Annotated in this window: 18 protein-coding genes and 2 pseudogenes; 7 read left to right on the top strand and 13 right to left on the bottom strand. The window is 68.5% G+C overall.

The annotated features are described in order from the left end of the window. From AB0L45_RS29850 to ectA, 5 genes are all read right to left on the bottom strand, one after another. On the bottom strand, positions 1 to 208 hold a 208-nt coding region (locus tag AB0L45_RS29850), incomplete at its 3' end, for an aminotransferase class III-fold pyridoxal phosphate-dependent enzyme (protein ID WP_365845368.1). A gap of 19 nt (positions 209 to 227) precedes the next feature. Continuing rightward, positions 228 to 1,181 (bottom strand): hypothetical protein, encoded by a 954-nt coding sequence (locus tag AB0L45_RS29855; protein WP_365845370.1) that lies wholly within the window; start codon positions 1,179 to 1,181, stop codon positions 228 to 230. Then, the gene (locus AB0L45_RS29860; RefSeq protein WP_365845372.1) at positions 1,178 to 1,612 is read right to left on the bottom strand and encodes an ectoine synthase; all 435 of its coding nucleotides are present in this window, start codon (positions 1,610 to 1,612) and stop codon (positions 1,178 to 1,180) included. The genes AB0L45_RS29855 and AB0L45_RS29860 overlap by 4 nt, the downstream gene beginning before the upstream one ends. 137 nt (positions 1,613 to 1,749) lie before the next feature. Beyond that, positions 1,750 to 1,992 (bottom strand): acyl carrier protein, encoded by a 243-nt coding sequence (locus tag AB0L45_RS29865; RefSeq protein ID WP_365845374.1) that lies wholly within the window; start codon positions 1,990 to 1,992, stop codon positions 1,750 to 1,752. A 68-nt stretch (positions 1,993 to 2,060) separates the two neighbouring features. Next, on the bottom strand, positions 2,061 to 2,588 hold the full coding sequence (gene ectA / locus AB0L45_RS29870; RefSeq protein ID WP_365845376.1) for a diaminobutyrate acetyltransferase: 528 nt from the start codon (positions 2,586 to 2,588) through the stop codon (positions 2,061 to 2,063). A 1,560-nt stretch (positions 2,589 to 4,148) separates the two neighbouring features. Between ectA and AB0L45_RS29875 the strand changes: the two genes are divergently transcribed. Together AB0L45_RS29875 and AB0L45_RS29880 are read left to right on the top strand one after the other, a co-directional pair. Continuing rightward, positions 4,149 to 4,679 carry a VOC family protein gene (locus AB0L45_RS29875; RefSeq protein WP_365845379.1) on the top strand — a complete coding sequence of 177 codons (531 nt, stop codon included), beginning with the start codon at positions 4,149 to 4,151 and terminating at the stop codon, positions 4,677 to 4,679. 40 nt (positions 4,680 to 4,719) lie between these two features. Next, positions 4,720 to 5,652: an NmrA family NAD(P)-binding protein gene (locus AB0L45_RS29880; protein ID WP_365845381.1), complete on the top strand. Its 933-nt coding sequence runs from the start codon at positions 4,720 to 4,722 to the stop codon at positions 5,650 to 5,652. A 307-nt stretch (positions 5,653 to 5,959) separates the two neighbouring features. Here AB0L45_RS29880 and AB0L45_RS29885 read toward each other — a convergent pair whose 3' ends face one another. After that, complete coding sequence (locus tag AB0L45_RS29885; protein ID WP_365845383.1) at positions 5,960 to 6,337, bottom strand: hypothetical protein; 378 nt, start codon at positions 6,335 to 6,337, stop codon at positions 5,960 to 5,962. A 590-nt stretch (positions 6,338 to 6,927) separates the two neighbouring features. Here AB0L45_RS29885 and AB0L45_RS29890 point away from each other — a divergent pair. Together AB0L45_RS29890 and AB0L45_RS29895 are read left to right on the top strand one after the other, a co-directional pair. Continuing rightward, positions 6,928 to 7,173: pseudogene (locus tag AB0L45_RS29890) on the top strand (hypothetical protein); the annotation flags it as partial. A 348-nt stretch (positions 7,174 to 7,521) separates the two neighbouring features. Then, a complete protein-coding gene (locus AB0L45_RS29895) occupies positions 7,522 to 8,343 on the top strand; it encodes a DUF1963 domain-containing protein (RefSeq protein ID WP_365845385.1) in 822 nt (273 codons plus the stop codon). 315 nt (positions 8,344 to 8,658) lie between these two features. Here the strand turns inward: AB0L45_RS29895 and AB0L45_RS29900 are convergent. The 4 genes and pseudogenes from AB0L45_RS29900 to AB0L45_RS29915 all read right to left on the bottom strand — a co-directional run. Next, a pseudogene (locus AB0L45_RS29900) lies at positions 8,659 to 8,980 on the bottom strand (alpha/beta hydrolase); the annotation flags it as partial. A 342-nt stretch (positions 8,981 to 9,322) separates the two neighbouring features. Continuing rightward, a complete protein-coding gene (locus tag AB0L45_RS29905) occupies positions 9,323 to 10,498 on the bottom strand; it encodes a cytochrome P450 (protein WP_365845387.1) in 1,176 nt (391 codons plus the stop codon). A 29-nt stretch (positions 10,499 to 10,527) separates the two neighbouring features. Continuing rightward, positions 10,528 to 11,094: a cupin domain-containing protein gene (locus AB0L45_RS29910; RefSeq protein ID WP_365845389.1), complete on the bottom strand. Its 567-nt coding sequence runs from the start codon at positions 11,092 to 11,094 to the stop codon at positions 10,528 to 10,530. Between the two features lie 20 nt (positions 11,095 to 11,114). After that, entirely contained in the window at positions 11,115 to 12,167 is a 1,053-nt protein-coding gene (locus AB0L45_RS29915) for a type III polyketide synthase (protein WP_365845391.1), read from the bottom strand. Between the two features lie 749 nt (positions 12,168 to 12,916). Here AB0L45_RS29915 and AB0L45_RS29920 point away from each other — a divergent pair. From AB0L45_RS29920 to AB0L45_RS29930, 3 genes are all read left to right on the top strand, one after another. Next, on the top strand, positions 12,917 to 13,273 hold the full coding sequence (locus tag AB0L45_RS29920) for a hypothetical protein (RefSeq protein WP_365845393.1): 357 nt from the start codon (positions 12,917 to 12,919) through the stop codon (positions 13,271 to 13,273). A 331-nt stretch (positions 13,274 to 13,604) separates the two neighbouring features. Then, positions 13,605 to 14,045: a hypothetical protein gene (locus tag AB0L45_RS29925; protein WP_365845395.1), complete on the top strand. Its 441-nt coding sequence runs from the start codon at positions 13,605 to 13,607 to the stop codon at positions 14,043 to 14,045. Between the two features lie 182 nt (positions 14,046 to 14,227). Continuing rightward, positions 14,228 to 14,422: a hypothetical protein gene (locus AB0L45_RS29930; RefSeq protein ID WP_365845397.1), complete on the top strand. Its 195-nt coding sequence runs from the start codon at positions 14,228 to 14,230 to the stop codon at positions 14,420 to 14,422. Here the strand turns inward: AB0L45_RS29930 and AB0L45_RS29935 are convergent. The 3 genes from AB0L45_RS29935 to AB0L45_RS29945 form a co-directional block, all read right to left on the bottom strand. After that, positions 14,415 to 14,615, bottom strand: a complete 201-nt coding sequence (locus tag AB0L45_RS29935; protein ID WP_365845399.1) for a hypothetical protein — start codon at positions 14,613 to 14,615, stop codon at positions 14,415 to 14,417. The two genes, AB0L45_RS29930 and AB0L45_RS29935, sit on opposite strands and share 8 nt — an antisense overlap. A gap of 5 nt (positions 14,616 to 14,620) precedes the next feature. Then, a complete protein-coding gene (locus AB0L45_RS29940; protein ID WP_365845636.1) occupies positions 14,621 to 14,926 on the bottom strand; it encodes an NAD(P)H-binding protein in 306 nt (101 codons plus the stop codon). A gap of 440 nt (positions 14,927 to 15,366) precedes the next feature. Then, positions 15,367 to 16,269: a helix-turn-helix domain-containing protein gene (locus AB0L45_RS29945; RefSeq protein WP_365845401.1), complete on the bottom strand. Its 903-nt coding sequence runs from the start codon at positions 16,267 to 16,269 to the stop codon at positions 15,367 to 15,369. Positions 16,270 to 16,393 lie beyond the last annotated feature (124 nt).

The raw sequence follows: 16,393 nt of genomic DNA on the forward strand, positions 1-16,393 counted from the left end.
CGATCAGGGCGCGTTTGAGTACGGGGTTGTTGTGCCCGTAGTTCAGCGACCCGGCACCGGCGAAGAAGTCGAGGTAGGTGTGCCCGTCCTCGTCGGTGAGGCGGGCCCCGTGCGCGCGGTCGAACACCGCCGGCCAGTCGCGGCAGTAGCTGCGTACCTCGGATTCCAGGGTCTCGAAGACGCTCAAGGCGGGTGGCATGGCAGTCATGCGTACTCCCGGAAAGTCGTCAAGCAGCGGTGGTTGACGCGGAAGGTGCCTCGGCCAGGCGTTCTGCCTGGCGGATGTCCTCGTGCAGGAGAGCCGACAACTGCTCGTGAACGCCGTCGGGGGGTGTGCTGCCGCGCCGCAGACGCCGTGCGGCCATATAGCAGTGGCCGGCAAAAGCGGACCAGGCGTCGGCGTGGCGGCTGAACGGTGCGCACACCTCGGCAGGCAGGGAGTGCGACAGCCATCGAGCGTGCATGCGGCGGGAGCGCGCCAGGAGCCAGCTTTCCAGCAGCAGCGCCTCGGCGGCAGTCGCTGGATCGGCGTGATCCCGATACGCCTGCGCGTAGGCACGGATGTCGTGTTCCGCTGTGCTCAGGGCGGAGGCATTGCGCTGGAGCGTGTGCGCGAGGCTGTGCCGTTGTGGGGTCGCCGTCCCGACCTCCGCGACACGAAGGGGCTGTTCCGCCAGTCGCTCCTGGAGTTCTTCCCGGCCGATCGCCCTGATGTCCGGTCTCGCGGGCCCGTAGGGGGTGTCGTTGTGGTACGCGTCGAGCACGTCCACATGCGCCTCGTCCCGGCGCAGGAGCAGGAAACTGTGGTCCATGTGGACGTGGCCGACGTACGGGCACCACGGCAAGGTGTAGGCGTCCGCCACGACGTACAGCACGTGCGGTAGCGAGGAATTCACCGAATCGAGCAGTCGGCAGGCGCGGTCGACGGAGATGGGCTCATTCATGCCTCGGAGCCGTATTCCCGTCAGTATTTCCGCGTCCGAGACATGGTGATCGAGTGAGGGCTCGACCGTGGGCAGCGATGTGGCTGTCGACGTGTTGGGGCGGAAGCGCAGGGGGGCGCCGAGCCGGAGGTGGGTTCCGCCGCCGTGCACGCGGTCGGCGAGCACGGCGATGTTCGCCTGCACGCAGTCCAGGGCAGTGGTGTCGACGTTTTCCGTGACCGACCACCACGACGTCATGAGGGCACGTTCTCCGCACCGGTGAGCGTGGCGCGCGGTTCGTCCTGTGTGACCGGCGGCGGGTAAGCGCCGTTTTCGTCGTGCACTTCCGCGCCGGTGACGGCCGGGGTGAACACGCACAGGAACCGCATTTCGGTGAACGCCCTCAGCGTGTGCCGGTCGTGCTCGTCGAGGACGTAGAGGGAGCCGTCGCGGAGCGGGTGGACCCGGCCGGTGGCATGGTCCTCGATCTCTCCGGTCCCGGCGATGCAGTACACGGATTCCAGATGGTGCAGGTACTGGAGGGTGTATTCGGCCCCGGCGTAGGCAATGGTGTCGTGCAGGGAGTAGTTCAGACCGTCGGCGGCCAGCAGCAGCCGTCGGCTGCGCCACTGCGTGGAACGAATGTCTTGTTCGCTCCCGATGATGTCGTCGAGGTTTTTCACTATCACGTACGTTCTCCTTACGACGTTGCAGCCTTCTCGCCCGAGATGTCGTCATGCCTGATCTCGTTGCGCGTGCTTCCAGCTCGCCTGTTTGCGTCACGCCTGATCTCGGCACACCTGGTCTCGATGCCCCTGGTCTCGCCTTACGCCTGTGCCGCTGCCGCGTTCTTCTCGATCGATGAATACAGGTCGCGCACCGTACGAAGATGCGCGAGTTCCTCGTCCGCGATCGAGAAACCGAAGTGTTCCTCGACTTCCTCAAGCAGCTCGATGATCTTCATCGAGTCCATACCGAGGTCCTGCTCCAGATGCGCCTGCAACAGCCGGTGCGACGACATGTCGGGCACCGGTCGCCGGCGGACGATCGTCAGGAGTTCGACTTCCAAGGGATTCGGACCACTCAGGGGGTTCTTGCCACTCAACCGAAGGACCTCTCTCACGGGACCGTCTACCGTCAGCCCGGAAAGCGGATCGGCCCGACACTGTAAAGAATCTCGTCGGGATGTCCGTCCGGAAAATGGGACGCCTCGAAGAGCGTGGAGCGTTTCACCGAGGCTCCCGCGTCACTCGCGAACTTCTCCAGCAGCATGATGACGGGGCGGTTGCCCGGATTCACCGTGGTCTCCAGACGGGTCACACCACGGGCTGCCACCCGCCGCAGCAGGTGTTCCAGCATCGCCCCCGGCAGGCCGGGCCGGCGGTCCCGCCGGTCGGTGGCCGTCTGCCAGGCGAAGAGCACGTCCGGCATTTCCGGCCTGCTGTAGCCCGTGATGAAGCCGATCACTTCACCGTCCTGGCGCTCCGCGACGACAGAGCTGCCGGAGAAGTCGCGGCACCACATCAAATAACTGTAGAGACTGTTCTTGTCGAGGTTTTCACTGCGATTGACAAGATGCCACATGCGCGGAGCGTCACCCACTACAGGCGGGCGAAGAGAATAAGAGCCACTCACCAGGAAGCATTCCTTCCTTGCCTCGGCCATCGAGCCGGCAAGCCGCTGCCGACCAACAACATGATGTGCGCACGCATTTGGCACTGTCAAGCATTCACCGGGGCCCCCGAAAAAGGCTGCACCGAGTCCCCCTATTTCTTCATCCCATGCTTTTGCATCCGGCAATCGGCTGGAAAACCCGCATCCGGGTTCCGATACCGGGCAGTGCGCGAGCAACCTTCCACTTGTCGGTTTTGCCACACCTTCGAGCCACGTAACGCCAGCATCACGGGGCACAGCAGCCACACATGTGACGTGCGTCACGCTAAAACACTGACCGGATTCGGCCACGCTACAGCGGTCAACCCTTCAGGAAAAACGCCATGATTAAAGATTCAACATGCTTACCGGCAGCCGGTTCCGGTAGTCGGATGCACGGATTTCCCACCGCGGGTTACGCAGAAGCAGGAGGGAGGAGATGACATTCGCGGGCAAGCGCAGCAGCGGAAAGGGCGGCGGCTCAAAGAGCGGCGCGGGCCGGCGCTTGAGCCCGGCCGCGGCCTCGCGGTTGCAGTCCGCCGGCGCAAAGACCCGGGCAGTCGTACGGCCGAGAGCGGCTTCGCGCCCCGTGCACAGTCGGCCGCAGCCAAGAACGGCGGAGCCCGTCAACAAGGTGGCCGTTGAGGCGCTGGACCACTTCGGCCGGGGGAACCTTCACCGCGGCCGCCCGGCCTGTCAGTGCTCACTCGCATCACGAAAGGCCTCCAGTGAGCAGATCGAGCCACCGGCAATGCGGGTCAGCCGGACCGTACCGTCGGCAACTGGGCCCGGGCACAGACGATCGGGCCGTCCATGGCAGCGTCACGCAGCAGTGCGAACAGACCGCGCGGCGCTGCGGGGTCATCCGGGTGCGCTGCGGGGGCGGAGATGCCTCCGAGGAACTGCCGGCTCCATCGTCGGTGCGAGAGCCGGTACGGTCCGACGCTGATCGTGCCGGTACGCGGCGCCGCGACCGTGGCCGCGGGGCCGTTGCCACCACGGAAGTCTTTCGCGGTCGGCCGACTCCGGCAGCAGGGCCGTGAGCTGATCGCCCATCACGGGCAAGGACTGCGCCGCAGCCTCGGGCGTCACGCAGGCGGTGGCGCGGCAGGTGCCCGTGTCGACGTCAATCTCCGACGGCACGAAGCGACTCGGCGAGCCGCGGATGAGGCCTTCCAGCCCGGAGCCCCGCCCCGAGTGGATTACCGTTCAACCTTTTCTCGCCACCGGACGCACGCCGGGCCGGCATCCGCCACATTGGCGGTGGGCCTACGCGAACGGGGCGGGCGGGTGCGACGTCGGGCCAGGCCGGAGCCCTCGTACCCGCCAGGCCCGGCCCGCACCGAGCAGCGGGCCCGTCCGGGCACGGATGCGGCACCACGCGCCACCCGGCGCAAGCCGACCACCCGACGCCGGCCCCCGCCGGCCGACCGACGGGCCACCCGCTCCCCGGCGCGCACACAACGGCTCGAATTGATTTAGCGTTCAACCTAATTGAGCGGCATGCTGACCACCAGGCCGGCGACACCCAGGTCACCAGCCCAACACCCCAACGCACCCCGGGAGATTGACATGAGCAAGGTCCTGCCGCTCCGCCTCCACCACCACGCCTGGATCACTGACGACCAGGAAGCCAACCGGCGCTTCTACGAGGATGTGATCGGCCTGCCCCTGGTCGCCACGTGGACCGAGCGCGAGGTGCTGCTCGGAACCGAGCGCGTCTACAGTCACACCCTCTACGGCCTGGCCGACGGCAGTGCGCTCGCCTTCTTCCAGTTCGCGAACCCCAAGGACCAGGAGGAGTTCAGGACCGGCATCAACTCCACCCCCGTGCGCCACATTGCCTTCAAGGTCGAGGCGGAGGCCCAGGAAGCCATACGTGAGCGCGTCACCGCGGCCGGCCATGCGGAGACGAACGCCCACGTGATCGACCACGGGTACTGCGTCTCGCTGTACATCACGGATCCCAACGGGCTGATACTGGAGTTCGCTGTCGACCACCCCGACGTGGAAAAGATCGACGCCGAGCGGCGAGCCACAGCACACGACGACCTCTCCCGCTGGCTCGCCGGCGACCACACCAGCAACAACCGCTGGCGCTGACCACTCGTCCTTGTTCTCCGGTCCGTGAGGAGCAGCGGCCATGGCCGTCGACAGCGATACCGTCCTGGTCACCGGAGCCACCGGCCGGCAAGGCGGGGCCGCAGCTCGCGCACTCCTGGCCGCCGGCGTACCCGTACGTGCGCTCGTACGCGATCCGTGGTCGAAGCCCGCGCGGGCGATCGAGGCGCTGGGCGCCGAGCTGGTGCGAGCGGACCTTTCCGACCGGGCCACCCTCGGCCCGGCGGTCGAGGGGGTCCGCGCCGTGTTCTCCGTGCAGATGCCGCCGATGACCGAGACCAGTGTGGACTTCGCGGGCGAACTCACCCAGGCCACCAACCTGGTGGATGCGGCGAAGGCCGAGGGAGTACGACAGTTCGTGCAGTCCTCGACCAGCGGAGTCGGCGAGCACACCCAGGCCCCCGGCTGGGCCGAAGGCCGCTGGGCGGCGATGGCCGGCTACTTCCACACCAAGCAGGCAATCATGGAGGCGGTACGCGATGCGGGCTTTGTCCGCTGGACGGTGATCAAGCCCGCCTTCTTCATGGAGAACCTGCCCCTGCTGGCGCCCAGGGGGCCCCGCGGTGGCCTGCTGACGGTACTGAAACCAGACACCGAACTGGCCCTGGTGGCCGTGCGGGACATCGGCACGGCCGCGGCGCACGCCCTCCGAGATCCCGACCGGTTCCACCAGGTGGAACTGGAACTGGCCGGTGACCTGCGCACGATGGAACAGATCGCGCAGACCATGTCCGCCGCCTGGGGCGTGCCGGTGACCGCGCCTTCCCTGAGCCTGGAAGAGGCCCTCGACGCGGGCATGCCGAAGTGGGGAGCCGGACACGAGTGGAACAACGTGGTCCTCCAGCCCGCCCGGCCCGCATTCGCCCAGGAGTTGGGCATCCCGCTCACCACCTTCGCCGAGTGGGCGGATGAGCAGCTGACCCCCGTGTCCAGCCATGGGGATCCGGCGCTGTGACCTTCGTCCACGCCTGCGGCGGCCTCGGCGCATTCCGGGAACGCCGGCAGCAGAAGCGCGCCGCGCCTGGACTGGAGCAGTACCGTCCCCGCGCGGACGAACGCGATGCACCGGTATCCGTCGCTCTCCAGACTGCGGGCTGTGCCTGATACGCCGCAGCCAGCGCACCGATCCCCCGCCGGCACCCAGCACACAGCTCTTTCCTCAGGTCAGGTCAGTCTCTGCGTCCGCGACACCGTCAGCGGGTGGCGTCGCCCCGTGCGCCGGCACCGCGCCGGTCCCGACCGCCAGCCCACCGAAGCGCGCGTCAGTGGCCGGGGCGGGTGCGTGCGAGGACGAGCAGAGCCTCGGCCAGCGGTGCGTCCTCGGGCCAGAAGCGGTGCACGGACAAGATGGTGTGCAGGGCCTGGTGCATGGCGGCCTGGTCCATGGCGGTCTGCTGGATGTCGCACAGCTCGGCGGACAGGTGGTGTACAGCCGCCGGGTCCTGCTGCCACCTCACGCGCAGCGCGCGACGGTCGCCCGACACCGGGGACAGGCCCACCCCGGTCCCCTCTCCGTCCACGGCCGCTTCGATGGGGTACGGCGCAAGGCCGACCAGCAGCACCACCTCCAGCACCTCTCGCGCCAGTTCCTCCTGCTGTCCGGTGAGCTTCGCCTTCCAGTACGGCCCGTTCCGCGTCATAGCGCGCGTACTGTTCGTAGTCCCCGGCCTGACGCGGACGCGGTACCTCCCCGCACGGCCATCCACCGCCCGACCCCATAGAGCTGTCGTGTGCGGCCGGCTCGCTCACCTGGCTGTCAGAACGTCGTCCGCCGGCGGCGGAGGCAGCACGCGCAGTACCTGCCTCCGGACGGCACATCGCGCATGTGGTGGCCACCTCCGAGCCCTGCGCCAGGAGCCGCCGGGCGTCCGCGTCGCTGGCCAGGCTGCCGCCTTCGGACCCGGCGGCGCGGTCCAGGCGGCGCAGTCCAGGCGGTGCACCAGGCACCGCCCGTGCCGCGTCATATCGACACGCCAGCGGGCGGGCTTCTCCGGCAGCGGAGGATCAAGGACGCTGTAGTCCTGGCCCTCGATGGGCTGCACGAACACGATCGGATGCGGAGCGCTGAGCTCGACGACGTGCGGCTGCTGGACCGGGCCGCGCGGTGTCCACCCGGCCGGGCAGCGTGAGCTGGTGGTCGTTCCACCAGGTGCCCAAGCGGTCACGGCGACGCCGGATGACCACGGCCCCCGGCGCCCTGGACGCCTCCACCGCCTGGATGTCCGACGACGTCGACGCCTCCACCACCTGGATGACCGACCTCGTCGACGCCTACCCCACCACCCTCCCCGGCCTGTCGGCCTCCCACCCCCTGGACGGCTGCGGCCACTGGATCCAGCAGGAGCGCCCCGACGAGGTCAACCGCCTGCTGACCGACTGGCTCGCCACCCTTCAGGCACGAACCAGGCAATCCAGGCGCAGCAGCCCACCCACGGGCGCGGTGCCCGAGACGGCAGCGACACCGCCGGAGCTGTGATGTACGGAGTGCGGGCCGGCTGGTCGGCGAGGGAGGACCGCACGACCTGTTCAGCCTCGTCAGGGGGCCCGGGCCGCAGCAGGACCAGGCGGGTGGTCAGCGTACGGGTTGGCGGCACGGGCAGCGAATCGCTCGGCGGCCTCCAGCCGGATCCGCTCGCAATACGCCTGCCGTTCGCGCGTCAGCCCGCCGCCTTGCGGCGATCTCACCCCACCGGCATGCCGTGCCGATCACACTTCGTCAGCCCTGCCGACATCGCGCTTCAAAGGTCCGTAGCGCCAAAGTGTCTTGCGTTCAGGTGAGTTCGGCCCTGCCGATGCCCGCACATGAGCCCGTTAGGGTGGCCCGGTGACCGACGCGAACATGGACAGAATGAACCGCTTCCGGGCCGAGGCGGCATCCCGGGGTCTGCCGTCGGAGGAGGTGGAGAAGTGGATACGTGTCGCCCGCCCGGCGGTGTACTTGGCCGAAGGCGGTGACGGCCCCCTCGTGGCCCGGGTCGGCGGCGACCCCCTGCTGCCGCACGGCGCGCCGAAGCCGTCCGACCCCTTCGTGGCCTTTGTCGACCTCGCGGCCCTCCCACCGGGTGCGACCGGCCTTCCGCTGCCCGCCGACGGCCACCTGCTCTTCTTCTCCGGCACCGATGTGTGCGGCATCGGAGGACAGGTGTCCGACGCGGTGCTGTACGTGCCCGCCGGGGCCCCGACAATCCCGAGCCCCCTGGAACACAGTTGGCGCGAGCCGTACCGGCCGCGTGAACTGCGCACGGTCTGGCACCAGCCGAGCGCGCAGATGCCGGAGAGCTTCGCCCTCGACAGGTGGGGCGACTCCCCCGAGGACGAGCAGTTCGAACTCGCCGACGAACTCAGCGACGCCTGGGCACACGTGGGCGGCTACCGCCCTTCCTGGGCCTTGCAGATCGGCGGCCATCCGGTCTCACCCCAGAACGACCCCGTCCACGACGCCCGTACGCCCGAGGAGGCCGGCCCCTGCGAGCACGACGCCACGGCCCACGAAGAGGGCGCCGATGACTGGGTTCTGCTGGCCACCTGGAGGTGCGGCGATGACGTCACGGAACTGGACTCCGGCGTGGCCCACTGGGTGATCCGCCGCCGGGACGTGACAGCCCGGCGCTTCGACCGGGTCCACCGCTACGTCGAAATGGCCTGACGGCGCGGGGCGGACGGCCGGCTCCCCGGCGCTCACCGGCCGCCCTCCCTGCCCACGCTCACCCGGTCCGTGCCGCCACCGTGCCGATCGCTCCGGCCGGAACGGGTGCCGCGCCCTTACTGTCCCGGCCTCCCCTGCCGCACGGAGCGGAAGGGATACGGGCGTACACCCGTGGGGCGCTGCCACGCCTGCTGAGCGTCGCTTGGTCTTCCCCGGGCCGCGGCAGCGGCCGAGCAGCGGCCGTAGGGGGCCGGGTTGGTCAGCAGCCGCCGGATCGTGGGCTCGTCCGCCGCCTCCTGTGGCCCGGGGGAAGGGTCAGCGAAGCAGCAGGCCGCGGATCGCCTCCGTGATTTCGTCGGGTGCTTCCTCGGCCATGAAGTGCCCCGCACCGGTCAGCCGGTGGTCCAGGCCCGGCGCCCACGCGTGCCGGACCGCGGCGGCGTCGTAACCCAGCCGCGACGGCGTTGTAACCCAGCAGCGCGCCCCAGTCCTGCTGGATGACCGTCACGGGCATGACCAGCTGGGAGCCGGCGTCCTGATCCGCCTGGTCGTGTGTGACGTCGAGGCCCGCCGAGGCCCGGTAGTCCGCGACGATCGACGGCACGGCCGCGGCGCTCGCCCGCAGGTACGCCGACCGCCCCTGCGTACGAAAGGACACCACTGACCGGCGACGGCCATCAGTCGCGAGGTCTCACCTGCCCACGCAGCACACCCACCGAAACCAGGCGGTACATGGCATGCCGCAGCGTCACCTTCAACGGGCGTAACCGTCCACCACTTCCCGTGCCCAATCCGCGACAGCCGGCCACCGCATCCACTGTCCCGCCGTGCGGTACCTGTCCGCGCCGCACCGCTCGGCGCCACGTCGCGTCGGACGGAGCCACGCCGCAGCCGAACGCAGGCGCCCGGACGGCAGCCCGGCTCTCAGGGGATGTCGCCGCCCCGGTCTCACCGTCCTGCGTGTCGCAGGATTCGGTGTCTACCAGGTGACCGGTAGTGCCACCGGCCCTCGGATCAGTACGTCTTTCTGCCAGGAAACGGCCGCGGCATCGATGGCCAGCCGAAGGCCGGGGAGGCGTGTGATGAGGGTGGTCAGCAGCAGTTCGGCTTCCATGCGAGCCAGCAACGGCGCCAGGCAGTGGTGGGGGCCGTGACCGAAGGCCAGATGGGGCGGGCCTTCGCGGTCGATGTCGATCCGGTGCGGTGCGGTGTAGCACCGCTCGTCCCAGTTCGCTGCCACATAGGAGACATAGACGGCCTCACCGCGGCGGATCAGCACGCCTTCCACCTCGACATCCTCGGTGGCGATGCGGGCCTGTCCCACGCCGTGCTTGTGGGGGATCCAGCGCAGCAGTTCCTCCACGGCCGCCGGCACGGCGCGGGGATCGGACCGCAGCCGGTTCCTCAGACTGTCGTCGGTGAGCAGGAGGTAGACCATGTTGGAGGTGTGGTTGCGTACCGCGTGCCAGCCGTTGATCCCCATCAGCATGGCCAAGGCCAGGACTTCTTCTTCCTCGATCCTGCCGCTCCGGGCTGCGGCTGCCAGTTCGCTGACGAGGTCGTCCTGCGGGCGAAGCCGGCGTGCACGGCCCAGTTCACGGAAGAAGGCGCGGCCTTCTTCCTTGGCTTGCCGGGCGCGCTCGACCTCGGCCTCGTCTTTCGCCCGGGTCAGGATGGCGTTCGCCCACGAGCGCAGGCGCGGGCGCTCCACCTCGGGCACGCCCAGCACAGCACCGATGACATGCAGGGGGAAGGGGGAGGTCACGTGTTCGACGAGGTCGGCGGGCGGTCCGGCTGCGACCATGGAGTCGATGTGTCCGTCGAGTACGGCCTGAACGTGCGGCCGTAGGGCTGCCATGCCGGAGCGGTTGAACGCCGAGGAGACCACGGAACGGACGCGGGTGTGGCCGGGCGGGTCGACGAAGCTGACCGCGCGGTCCAGCGGGACGAGGTACTTGTTCATGCTGGGCAGGGGCCGGCCGACGATGTCGCGGCTGAACCGGGGATCAGAGGTGACGAAGCAGACGGCGTCGTGCCCCGTCGCCAGCCAGCACTCGCCGGGTGCTCCGTGCGGTAGCCGTACCCGGATGACCGGTTCGCCCTGCAGCGCGGCGCGCAGGAAGGGGTCGAAGTCGAGGGCCGGCAAGTCTGACACCTCGTACAAGGGAGCGGGTCCGTCCTGCATCACTGGCTCCTCGCTGGCTGGTCGTGGCGCAGCGGTGTGAGCTGCTCGATGTCGTAGCGGCGGCGCAGTGCGGCGATGGCGCTGTGGTCCACGGGCCTGTCGGCGGACAGGATCGTCAGGAGTTCTTCGAAGTAGCGTTCGTGGTCCGGGGGCGGGGAGGACTGGAAGAACATGCGGGCCGCGACGTCGGTGGGATTGGCGAAGGCGTGCGGGCAGCCAGGCGGGACCAGGATGACGGTGCCGGGCGTGGCGCGGACCACACGCTCGCCTGTCGACGATTGCCACCCCTGCCAGCCGTCTGGGGTGCGTACCTGCGGCTCGAAGGCAAGAACATCGAGTTCGCCCTCAAGGACGTAGAACAGTTCCTCGCTGCGTGTGTGAATGTGCGCGCCGACGTCGAAGCCCGGTGGTACAAGCACTTCGAAGCTCGATGAGAAGCGCGACCGCGCGCCGGTCACTTTGAAGGTCACGTGCTGGGCAGCGGCACGAAGGGTGCGGCCTGCCCCGGGGGGCACGATCAGAGCGCTGTCCGCCGGCGGGGAGACGGTACGGGAGGGCTCGGTCATCGGGTTTTCCTTTGCGAGCGTCACGGCGTGCGGCTCCAGCGGCCCAGTGCCATCTCGGCCGTGATACCCGGGCCGAATCCGGCAAGGAGGCCGCGCGCCTGGTCGGCGGCGCCGCCTTCGTCGAACAGTCGGCGTAGCGCGTCCAGGACGACGGCGCTCGCAATGTTCCCGTATTCGGTGAGCGTGGCCCGGCTGTGCCGGAACGCCTCCGGTCTGACCTGGAGGAAGGTGCTCAGGTCGTCCAGGATCCGCGGCCCGCCGGCATGCACGATGTAGAAGTCGAGGTCTGAGGCATCCCAGCCGTGCTCGTCGGCGAGGCCGCGCAGCACGGGGGCGAGTGGTTCCATCGTGCCTGGCACCCGCTTGTCCAGCAGGAAGTGGAAGCCCGTAGCCCGTACGTCGTACGCGATCCAGTCCTCCGTTCCCGGGATGAGGTAGGAGCCGTTGCGCTCCAGGCAGATGCCGTGGCCGCCCGTCCCGCGGACGACCGCGGCGGCTATGCCGTCGCCGAACAGGCCGTTGGACAGCAGCGATCCGATGCCGGTGTCGGTGGGCTGGTAGCACAGGGAGCAGAACTCGCATGCCACGATCAGCGCGTTCGCCTGCGGATACGCCGTGCAGAAGTCGTGCGCCCGGTTGATGGCCGCGCCGCCCGCTGCGCAGCCCAGCTGAGCGATCGGTATCTGCCGGGTGTGGGAGGGGAAACCCATCGTGTTGATCAGCCAGGCGGTGAGCGAGGGCATCATGAATCCGGTGCAGGACACATAAATGATCATGTCGATCTGCGCGGCCTGCAGCTCGCTGCCCTCCAGCGCGCGCCGTACGACCAGCGGTACCCGCGCCTTGGCCTCGGCCGCGTACAGCCTGTTGCGTGCCTCGAAGCCCGGGTGCGCGAGTGTCTCAGCGAGCGGCTGCACGAGATGCCGGGTTTGCACTCCGGTGTTCTCCATCAGGCGCAACGCAAGACCCAGCTGGGGATGACCTGCATGGCGCGAGCGCGCAAGGTCGAGCGTCTCCTCCATGGTGATGACGTGCTCCGGAACCGAGACTGCCGGCCGGCACAAGGTCGCCATGCGGCCCCCTTACCCCATCGGCACGAGAGTGTCTCCGTTGCCCCCGACGCACACTCAGCGAGCATCACACGTCCGGATCGCCCTTTCCCGTTGGCGGGGCCATACGGGTGATCCGAAGAAGACCGCCCCGGATTCGCCCGGCGCGGGGTCCAGGCGGGCCATGACCGGCCCGGTGGCCTGCCGCACTGCGCACTGCCGTCTCCTCGATCGGCTGCCCGAGCACGGTGGCCGTGGTTGACCTCCACCTGCCAGCCGGTCAGGTGGAGGCGGCCGCCGTACGAGGATCGTCTCGGTCACCGCGATGCCGTGCGACCTGGCCCTGACGCCCCCTGGCCCCGGGACCGGCCCTCGAACGTGGCGGCAGTTCGTTGCCTACACCCAGAGCCTTCAATCCTGCCGGGGTCTGGTTCCAGATCGAATCTCGGCCGTGCTTACCGTTCGTCTCCGCCAAGCAGTAGGAGCAGACCTCGTCCCGGCCGCTGACGCTTCAGGGACAAGAGGATGGCGCCGGTTTTATCTGGGAGCGGGTCTCGGCACTGCTGAGGACACTCAGAGTCGGCATGCGCCGCGCGTACGCACCCCCGACCTGAACGGCGGAGCGTTGGAGGCTTCGGCTGGTCCGTGGTCAACCGCCTCACCCGCGCCACCGCGGTCTCCCGCCGAGCCTCCAGCAGCAAGACAGTAAGCGCCCGTTTTGCCGGGTAGTGCCACTGCTCAAGCATGGATGGCTGGTAAATATAATCTGTCTCATGTCGAAGCCTGACGAGCTGCTGGTTAATGTCGCCGCCCTGGTTGAGTCAGGGCAGAGCAATCAAATGTCCCTGACCGTGGTCACCGGTGGTGCTGTCATCACCGGTCGACTGGCTCCCGAAGCAGTGTGGCGGCAGAGGGTGTCGGAGGTACTGACGGGTTCGGACCGCGTGGGCGAGTTCTCCGCCGTCTTCGACTCCCCCGTGACGAGCGGGCCGCCTACGCATCTGCACTTCCACGTCGCCCGGATCCTGCAGGGCACGGTCGGGATCCCGGAGACGGGCGGAATGTACCGCGTGGCGATCGAGGACGTCAGTTCCTGGACCGTAGGCGATTTCAGCTATTCCGACCACTGAGCGACCACTGCGACGGTAAACCGCTGCACGCGGTGTGGGCCGGCTGGCGCTCGCCGGCCGGGCCCACACCGCGTGCCAGTGTCGGCTCGTGCCTGTTTCCTCGGGCATCTGTCTCACTGGTCGCCGCGCCACCGCAGGAAACCCGAACATGACCCCGCCTTACCGCAGGGTCGCCCGCGTGCTGGGCCTGGCCCTGCCCGCCGACGACAACGGTCTTCAGGGCGTGCTCGAAGCGGACATAGTGCCTCCTGGACCCAAATGATTGGCCCCCAGAAGCTGCCTCCGCAGAGCTGAGGAAGGAAGTGAACTGGGAACAAGACATGATGATCAAATGAAGAAGACAGCTCAGGTAGCGATCGCGGCCTCTGTGCTGGCGTTGATCGCCGGCGGGTTCCTGCTGTTCCATCTCATACGTGAGTCGGAGCCGTTCAAGGCGGAACGCAGCGACTTCATCGGCGCCTGGGCCGGCCCGGGCGGCGCGCGACTGACCTTGCATGAGGACGGGACGGCGATCGGGGACAGGGTGCCCTCGCGCTTCTCGGGGTCCGCCAGCGCTGTATCCGCCACCCTCAGCGGCAGCGGAACGTGGTCCATGGGCACCAGGTACACATCGCTCGCGAACCAAAAAATCTTTGTCACGCTCCGCACGGGGCCCGAGCAGGAGGCCACTGTCGAAGTGGGAGCCTACGGCCAGGGAGCCAAGAACGGCCTGTATATCTCGGTGTCTGCGGACACCGAGGAGATGTTCGTCTTCAAGAAGGTGCCCCAGTAAGGCTTAAGCATCTGAGCAGCAGCGAAAGAGACAGCGCCCGTGATCGTGCCGCGCCAGGACTACGAGAACGAAGAGATGGCAGCGGTGGTTTCCATCATGGAAAGGTCGCTGTCCTCTTCGTTGGAGGAGATCGATATCTTGCACAACTCCAGGTCGGGCACAACTCCAGGTCGGGCGCAGTCATGAGGTCGCTGAACGTCGCCCTCGTGCGCTGTGTCGGGGATCCGCCTGCCGTCATGCTGGAGACCTGGGAGTCCTGGCTGCTGGCCATGCAAGTGCACCCGGCCCGCTCCCGGCCGGGCTTGCGGGCGCTGGCCGGGGCCCAGCGGTCCTTCGCGCCCGACGCGAAGGACCGCTGCCGATACCGGGTCAGCTGACGAGTTCGGTCAGGAATGTCGCCGGGGTCAGAACGGCTTCCTGCCTGCGGATGGCGGTCTCGGTGACGCAGTCGCCGGGTCGTGTCTCATGTTCCTCGGCGTGGGTGTCGGGTCCTCGCAGGTTGCTCTCGTCGTCCTGTTCGCGCAGGCAGGATCCCGCGTCGTAGTGGCGGACGCAGTTACACGGCCTCACCGAGGTCACCGCGTACGAGGCCTTCCAGGAAGAGGCGGGAGGAGGCGGTGGCGCGTTCGGCGAGGGCGTACGTCCCTCGGGTACACCAGGTGCCGCACCCCGTCCGAGCGCGCGGCGGACACCAGATTCCTGGTCGCCTCGTCGTCGCCCTTGGGGCCGCCCGCCAGGTGCAGGACCGTCTCGACGCCTTTCAGCGCCTCGTAGAGGCCGGCACCGCCCAGCAGGTCGCAGCTGCGGTACTCGATGCCGGGCGCCGGTTCGCGACGGTTGCGGGTCAGGATACGGACGTGGTGGCCCGCCCCACGCAGCAGCGGTACGACGTGACTGCCGAGCGTGCCCGTGCGTGCCTCCGGTGACGAGGATGGGGGCGGATGTGTTCATCGTTGTCTCCCGGACGATCGACCATGTGCCTTACTGCCATGACGCGCGGCGCGGCAGAAATGTGTCAGCCCAGTAGGCCGCCGTCGGCGAGCGGCGGAAGGGTAAGAAGTCGAAGACGCCGTTGTCGCGGTTCTCGCTGCCGAAGAACCCCGACGTGATCGCTAATTTCCTGCGTACCTGTGTGCTGCAGCCGAATGCGGCGGCGTGGCTGACCGGACTGAAGGCCCTGCGCACCTGGGTGGAGAAGAGCGGTGACGCCAGGTACCGGTGGACGGCACCGTCACCCTCGGCGAAGTCGGTGACCGCACCTACGCCCCGGGGTGCTGGATCAGTGAGCAGCGCAGGGGTTCCGGGCGGGGACGCTCAAGGCTCAGCGCACCGAGCTGCTGCTGGACGAGCTCGGGCAGGCGTGGAGGTTGGCGGTCCATGTGGTGGGGGCGAGGCCGGTCTGCCGTCGGAAGAAGGTGGTGAAGTTGCCCGTGTCGCGGAATCCGAGGCGGTGTGCGCAGCTGCCGACCGGCAGGTCGGAGTGGGCGAGCAGCCGTTTCGCTTCGAGCAGGATGCGCTGGTCGAGGAAGGCCTTGGCGCCGGCCCCGGTGGCGGCGCGGGTAGCGCGGGTGAGTGTGCGCGTGTCGTAGCCGATCTCCTGTGCGTAGTCGGCGACTTGGTGCCACTCGGTGAAGTGTTCCTCGACCGCGGTGCGGTAGGCACGGAAGATTTCGAGCGGCCGGCTCCCGGTCGCGTTGTGGGGCAGTGGTGCGGACGCCTCGGGAAGGACGCGCAGGACCAGTGCCGCCAGTAGGTGGGAAAGCAGTGCGGAAGAGGCCAGACGTGGCGATCGCACTGCCGTGCGGTGCTCGCGTTCAAGGTGCTCGGCGGCCAGCACGGCCAGGGCGAAGGCCTGGGACGACAGACGCCAGCAAACAGTCGAGGCGCCAGCGGATTCCAGGCCGGGGTCGGGCAGAAAGCCCGGCTGAAAAAGGATCAGAGGCCCGTCGAGACGATCGATGTCGCTCCACCGGTGCACCACCCCGGGCCTGATCCACACGACGCTGCCTTCGTGCAGTTGGTGGTGCTGGAAGTCCGCTTCATGAGTGCCCCTGCCTTCGGTGACCAGAGCGAGGACGTGGAAGTCGGGGCGCTGCAGCTGGGCGCGGCGTCTTTCGGTGTCCGTCTTGCGCAGCCCGGCGAAGCTGAGGACCTCCACCCCGTAGGCGGCCCCGACGGCAGGGAGGTAACGCAGCTGCCGGACGGCAGAGTGTCCGTTTTTCACAACAGGTCAGTCCCTTGTCGGCAAGGTGAACGCTTCCGTCTGCGTAGCGTTGTTCCCGTACGAAAGGCAGGCCAGCACAGCGTCGGGGTGAGTGTCTCACGGGGCTGACTGCCGGCCGCTGCGA

The organism is Streptomyces sp. NPDC052496 (assembly GCF_040679095.1).
In the GTDB taxonomy this organism is placed as follows: Bacteria; Actinomycetota; Actinomycetes; order Streptomycetales; family Streptomycetaceae; genus Streptomyces.

Excerpts from the sequence above, each read along its gene's own strand:
- AB0L45_RS29875 (WP_365845379.1), top strand. The coding sequence starts at position 4,149 with ATGAGCAAGGTCCTGCCGCTCCGCCTCCACCACCACGCCTGGATCACT.
- ectA (WP_365845376.1), bottom strand. The coding sequence starts at position 2,588 with ATGGCCGAGGCAAGGAAGGAATGCTTCCTGGTGAGTGGCTCTTATTCT.
- AB0L45_RS29885 (WP_365845383.1), bottom strand. The coding sequence starts at position 6,337 with ATGACGCGGAACGGGCCGTACTGGAAGGCGAAGCTCACCGGACAGCAG.
- AB0L45_RS29880 (WP_365845381.1), top strand. The coding sequence starts at position 4,720 with ATGGCCGTCGACAGCGATACCGTCCTGGTCACCGGAGCCACCGGCCGG.
- AB0L45_RS29925 (WP_365845395.1), top strand. The coding sequence starts at position 13,605 with ATGAAGAAGACAGCTCAGGTAGCGATCGCGGCCTCTGTGCTGGCGTTG.
- AB0L45_RS29920 (WP_365845393.1), top strand. The coding sequence starts at position 12,917 with ATGTCGAAGCCTGACGAGCTGCTGGTTAATGTCGCCGCCCTGGTTGAG.
- AB0L45_RS29915 (WP_365845391.1), bottom strand. The coding sequence starts at position 12,167 with ATGGCGACCTTGTGCCGGCCGGCAGTCTCGGTTCCGGAGCACGTCATC.
- AB0L45_RS29930 (WP_365845397.1), top strand. The coding sequence starts at position 14,228 with ATGAGGTCGCTGAACGTCGCCCTCGTGCGCTGTGTCGGGGATCCGCCT.
- AB0L45_RS29910 (WP_365845389.1), bottom strand. The coding sequence starts at position 11,094 with ATGACCGAGCCCTCCCGTACCGTCTCCCCGCCGGCGGACAGCGCTCTG.
- AB0L45_RS29855 (WP_365845370.1), bottom strand. The coding sequence starts at position 1,181 with ATGACGTCGTGGTGGTCGGTCACGGAAAACGTCGACACCACTGCCCTG.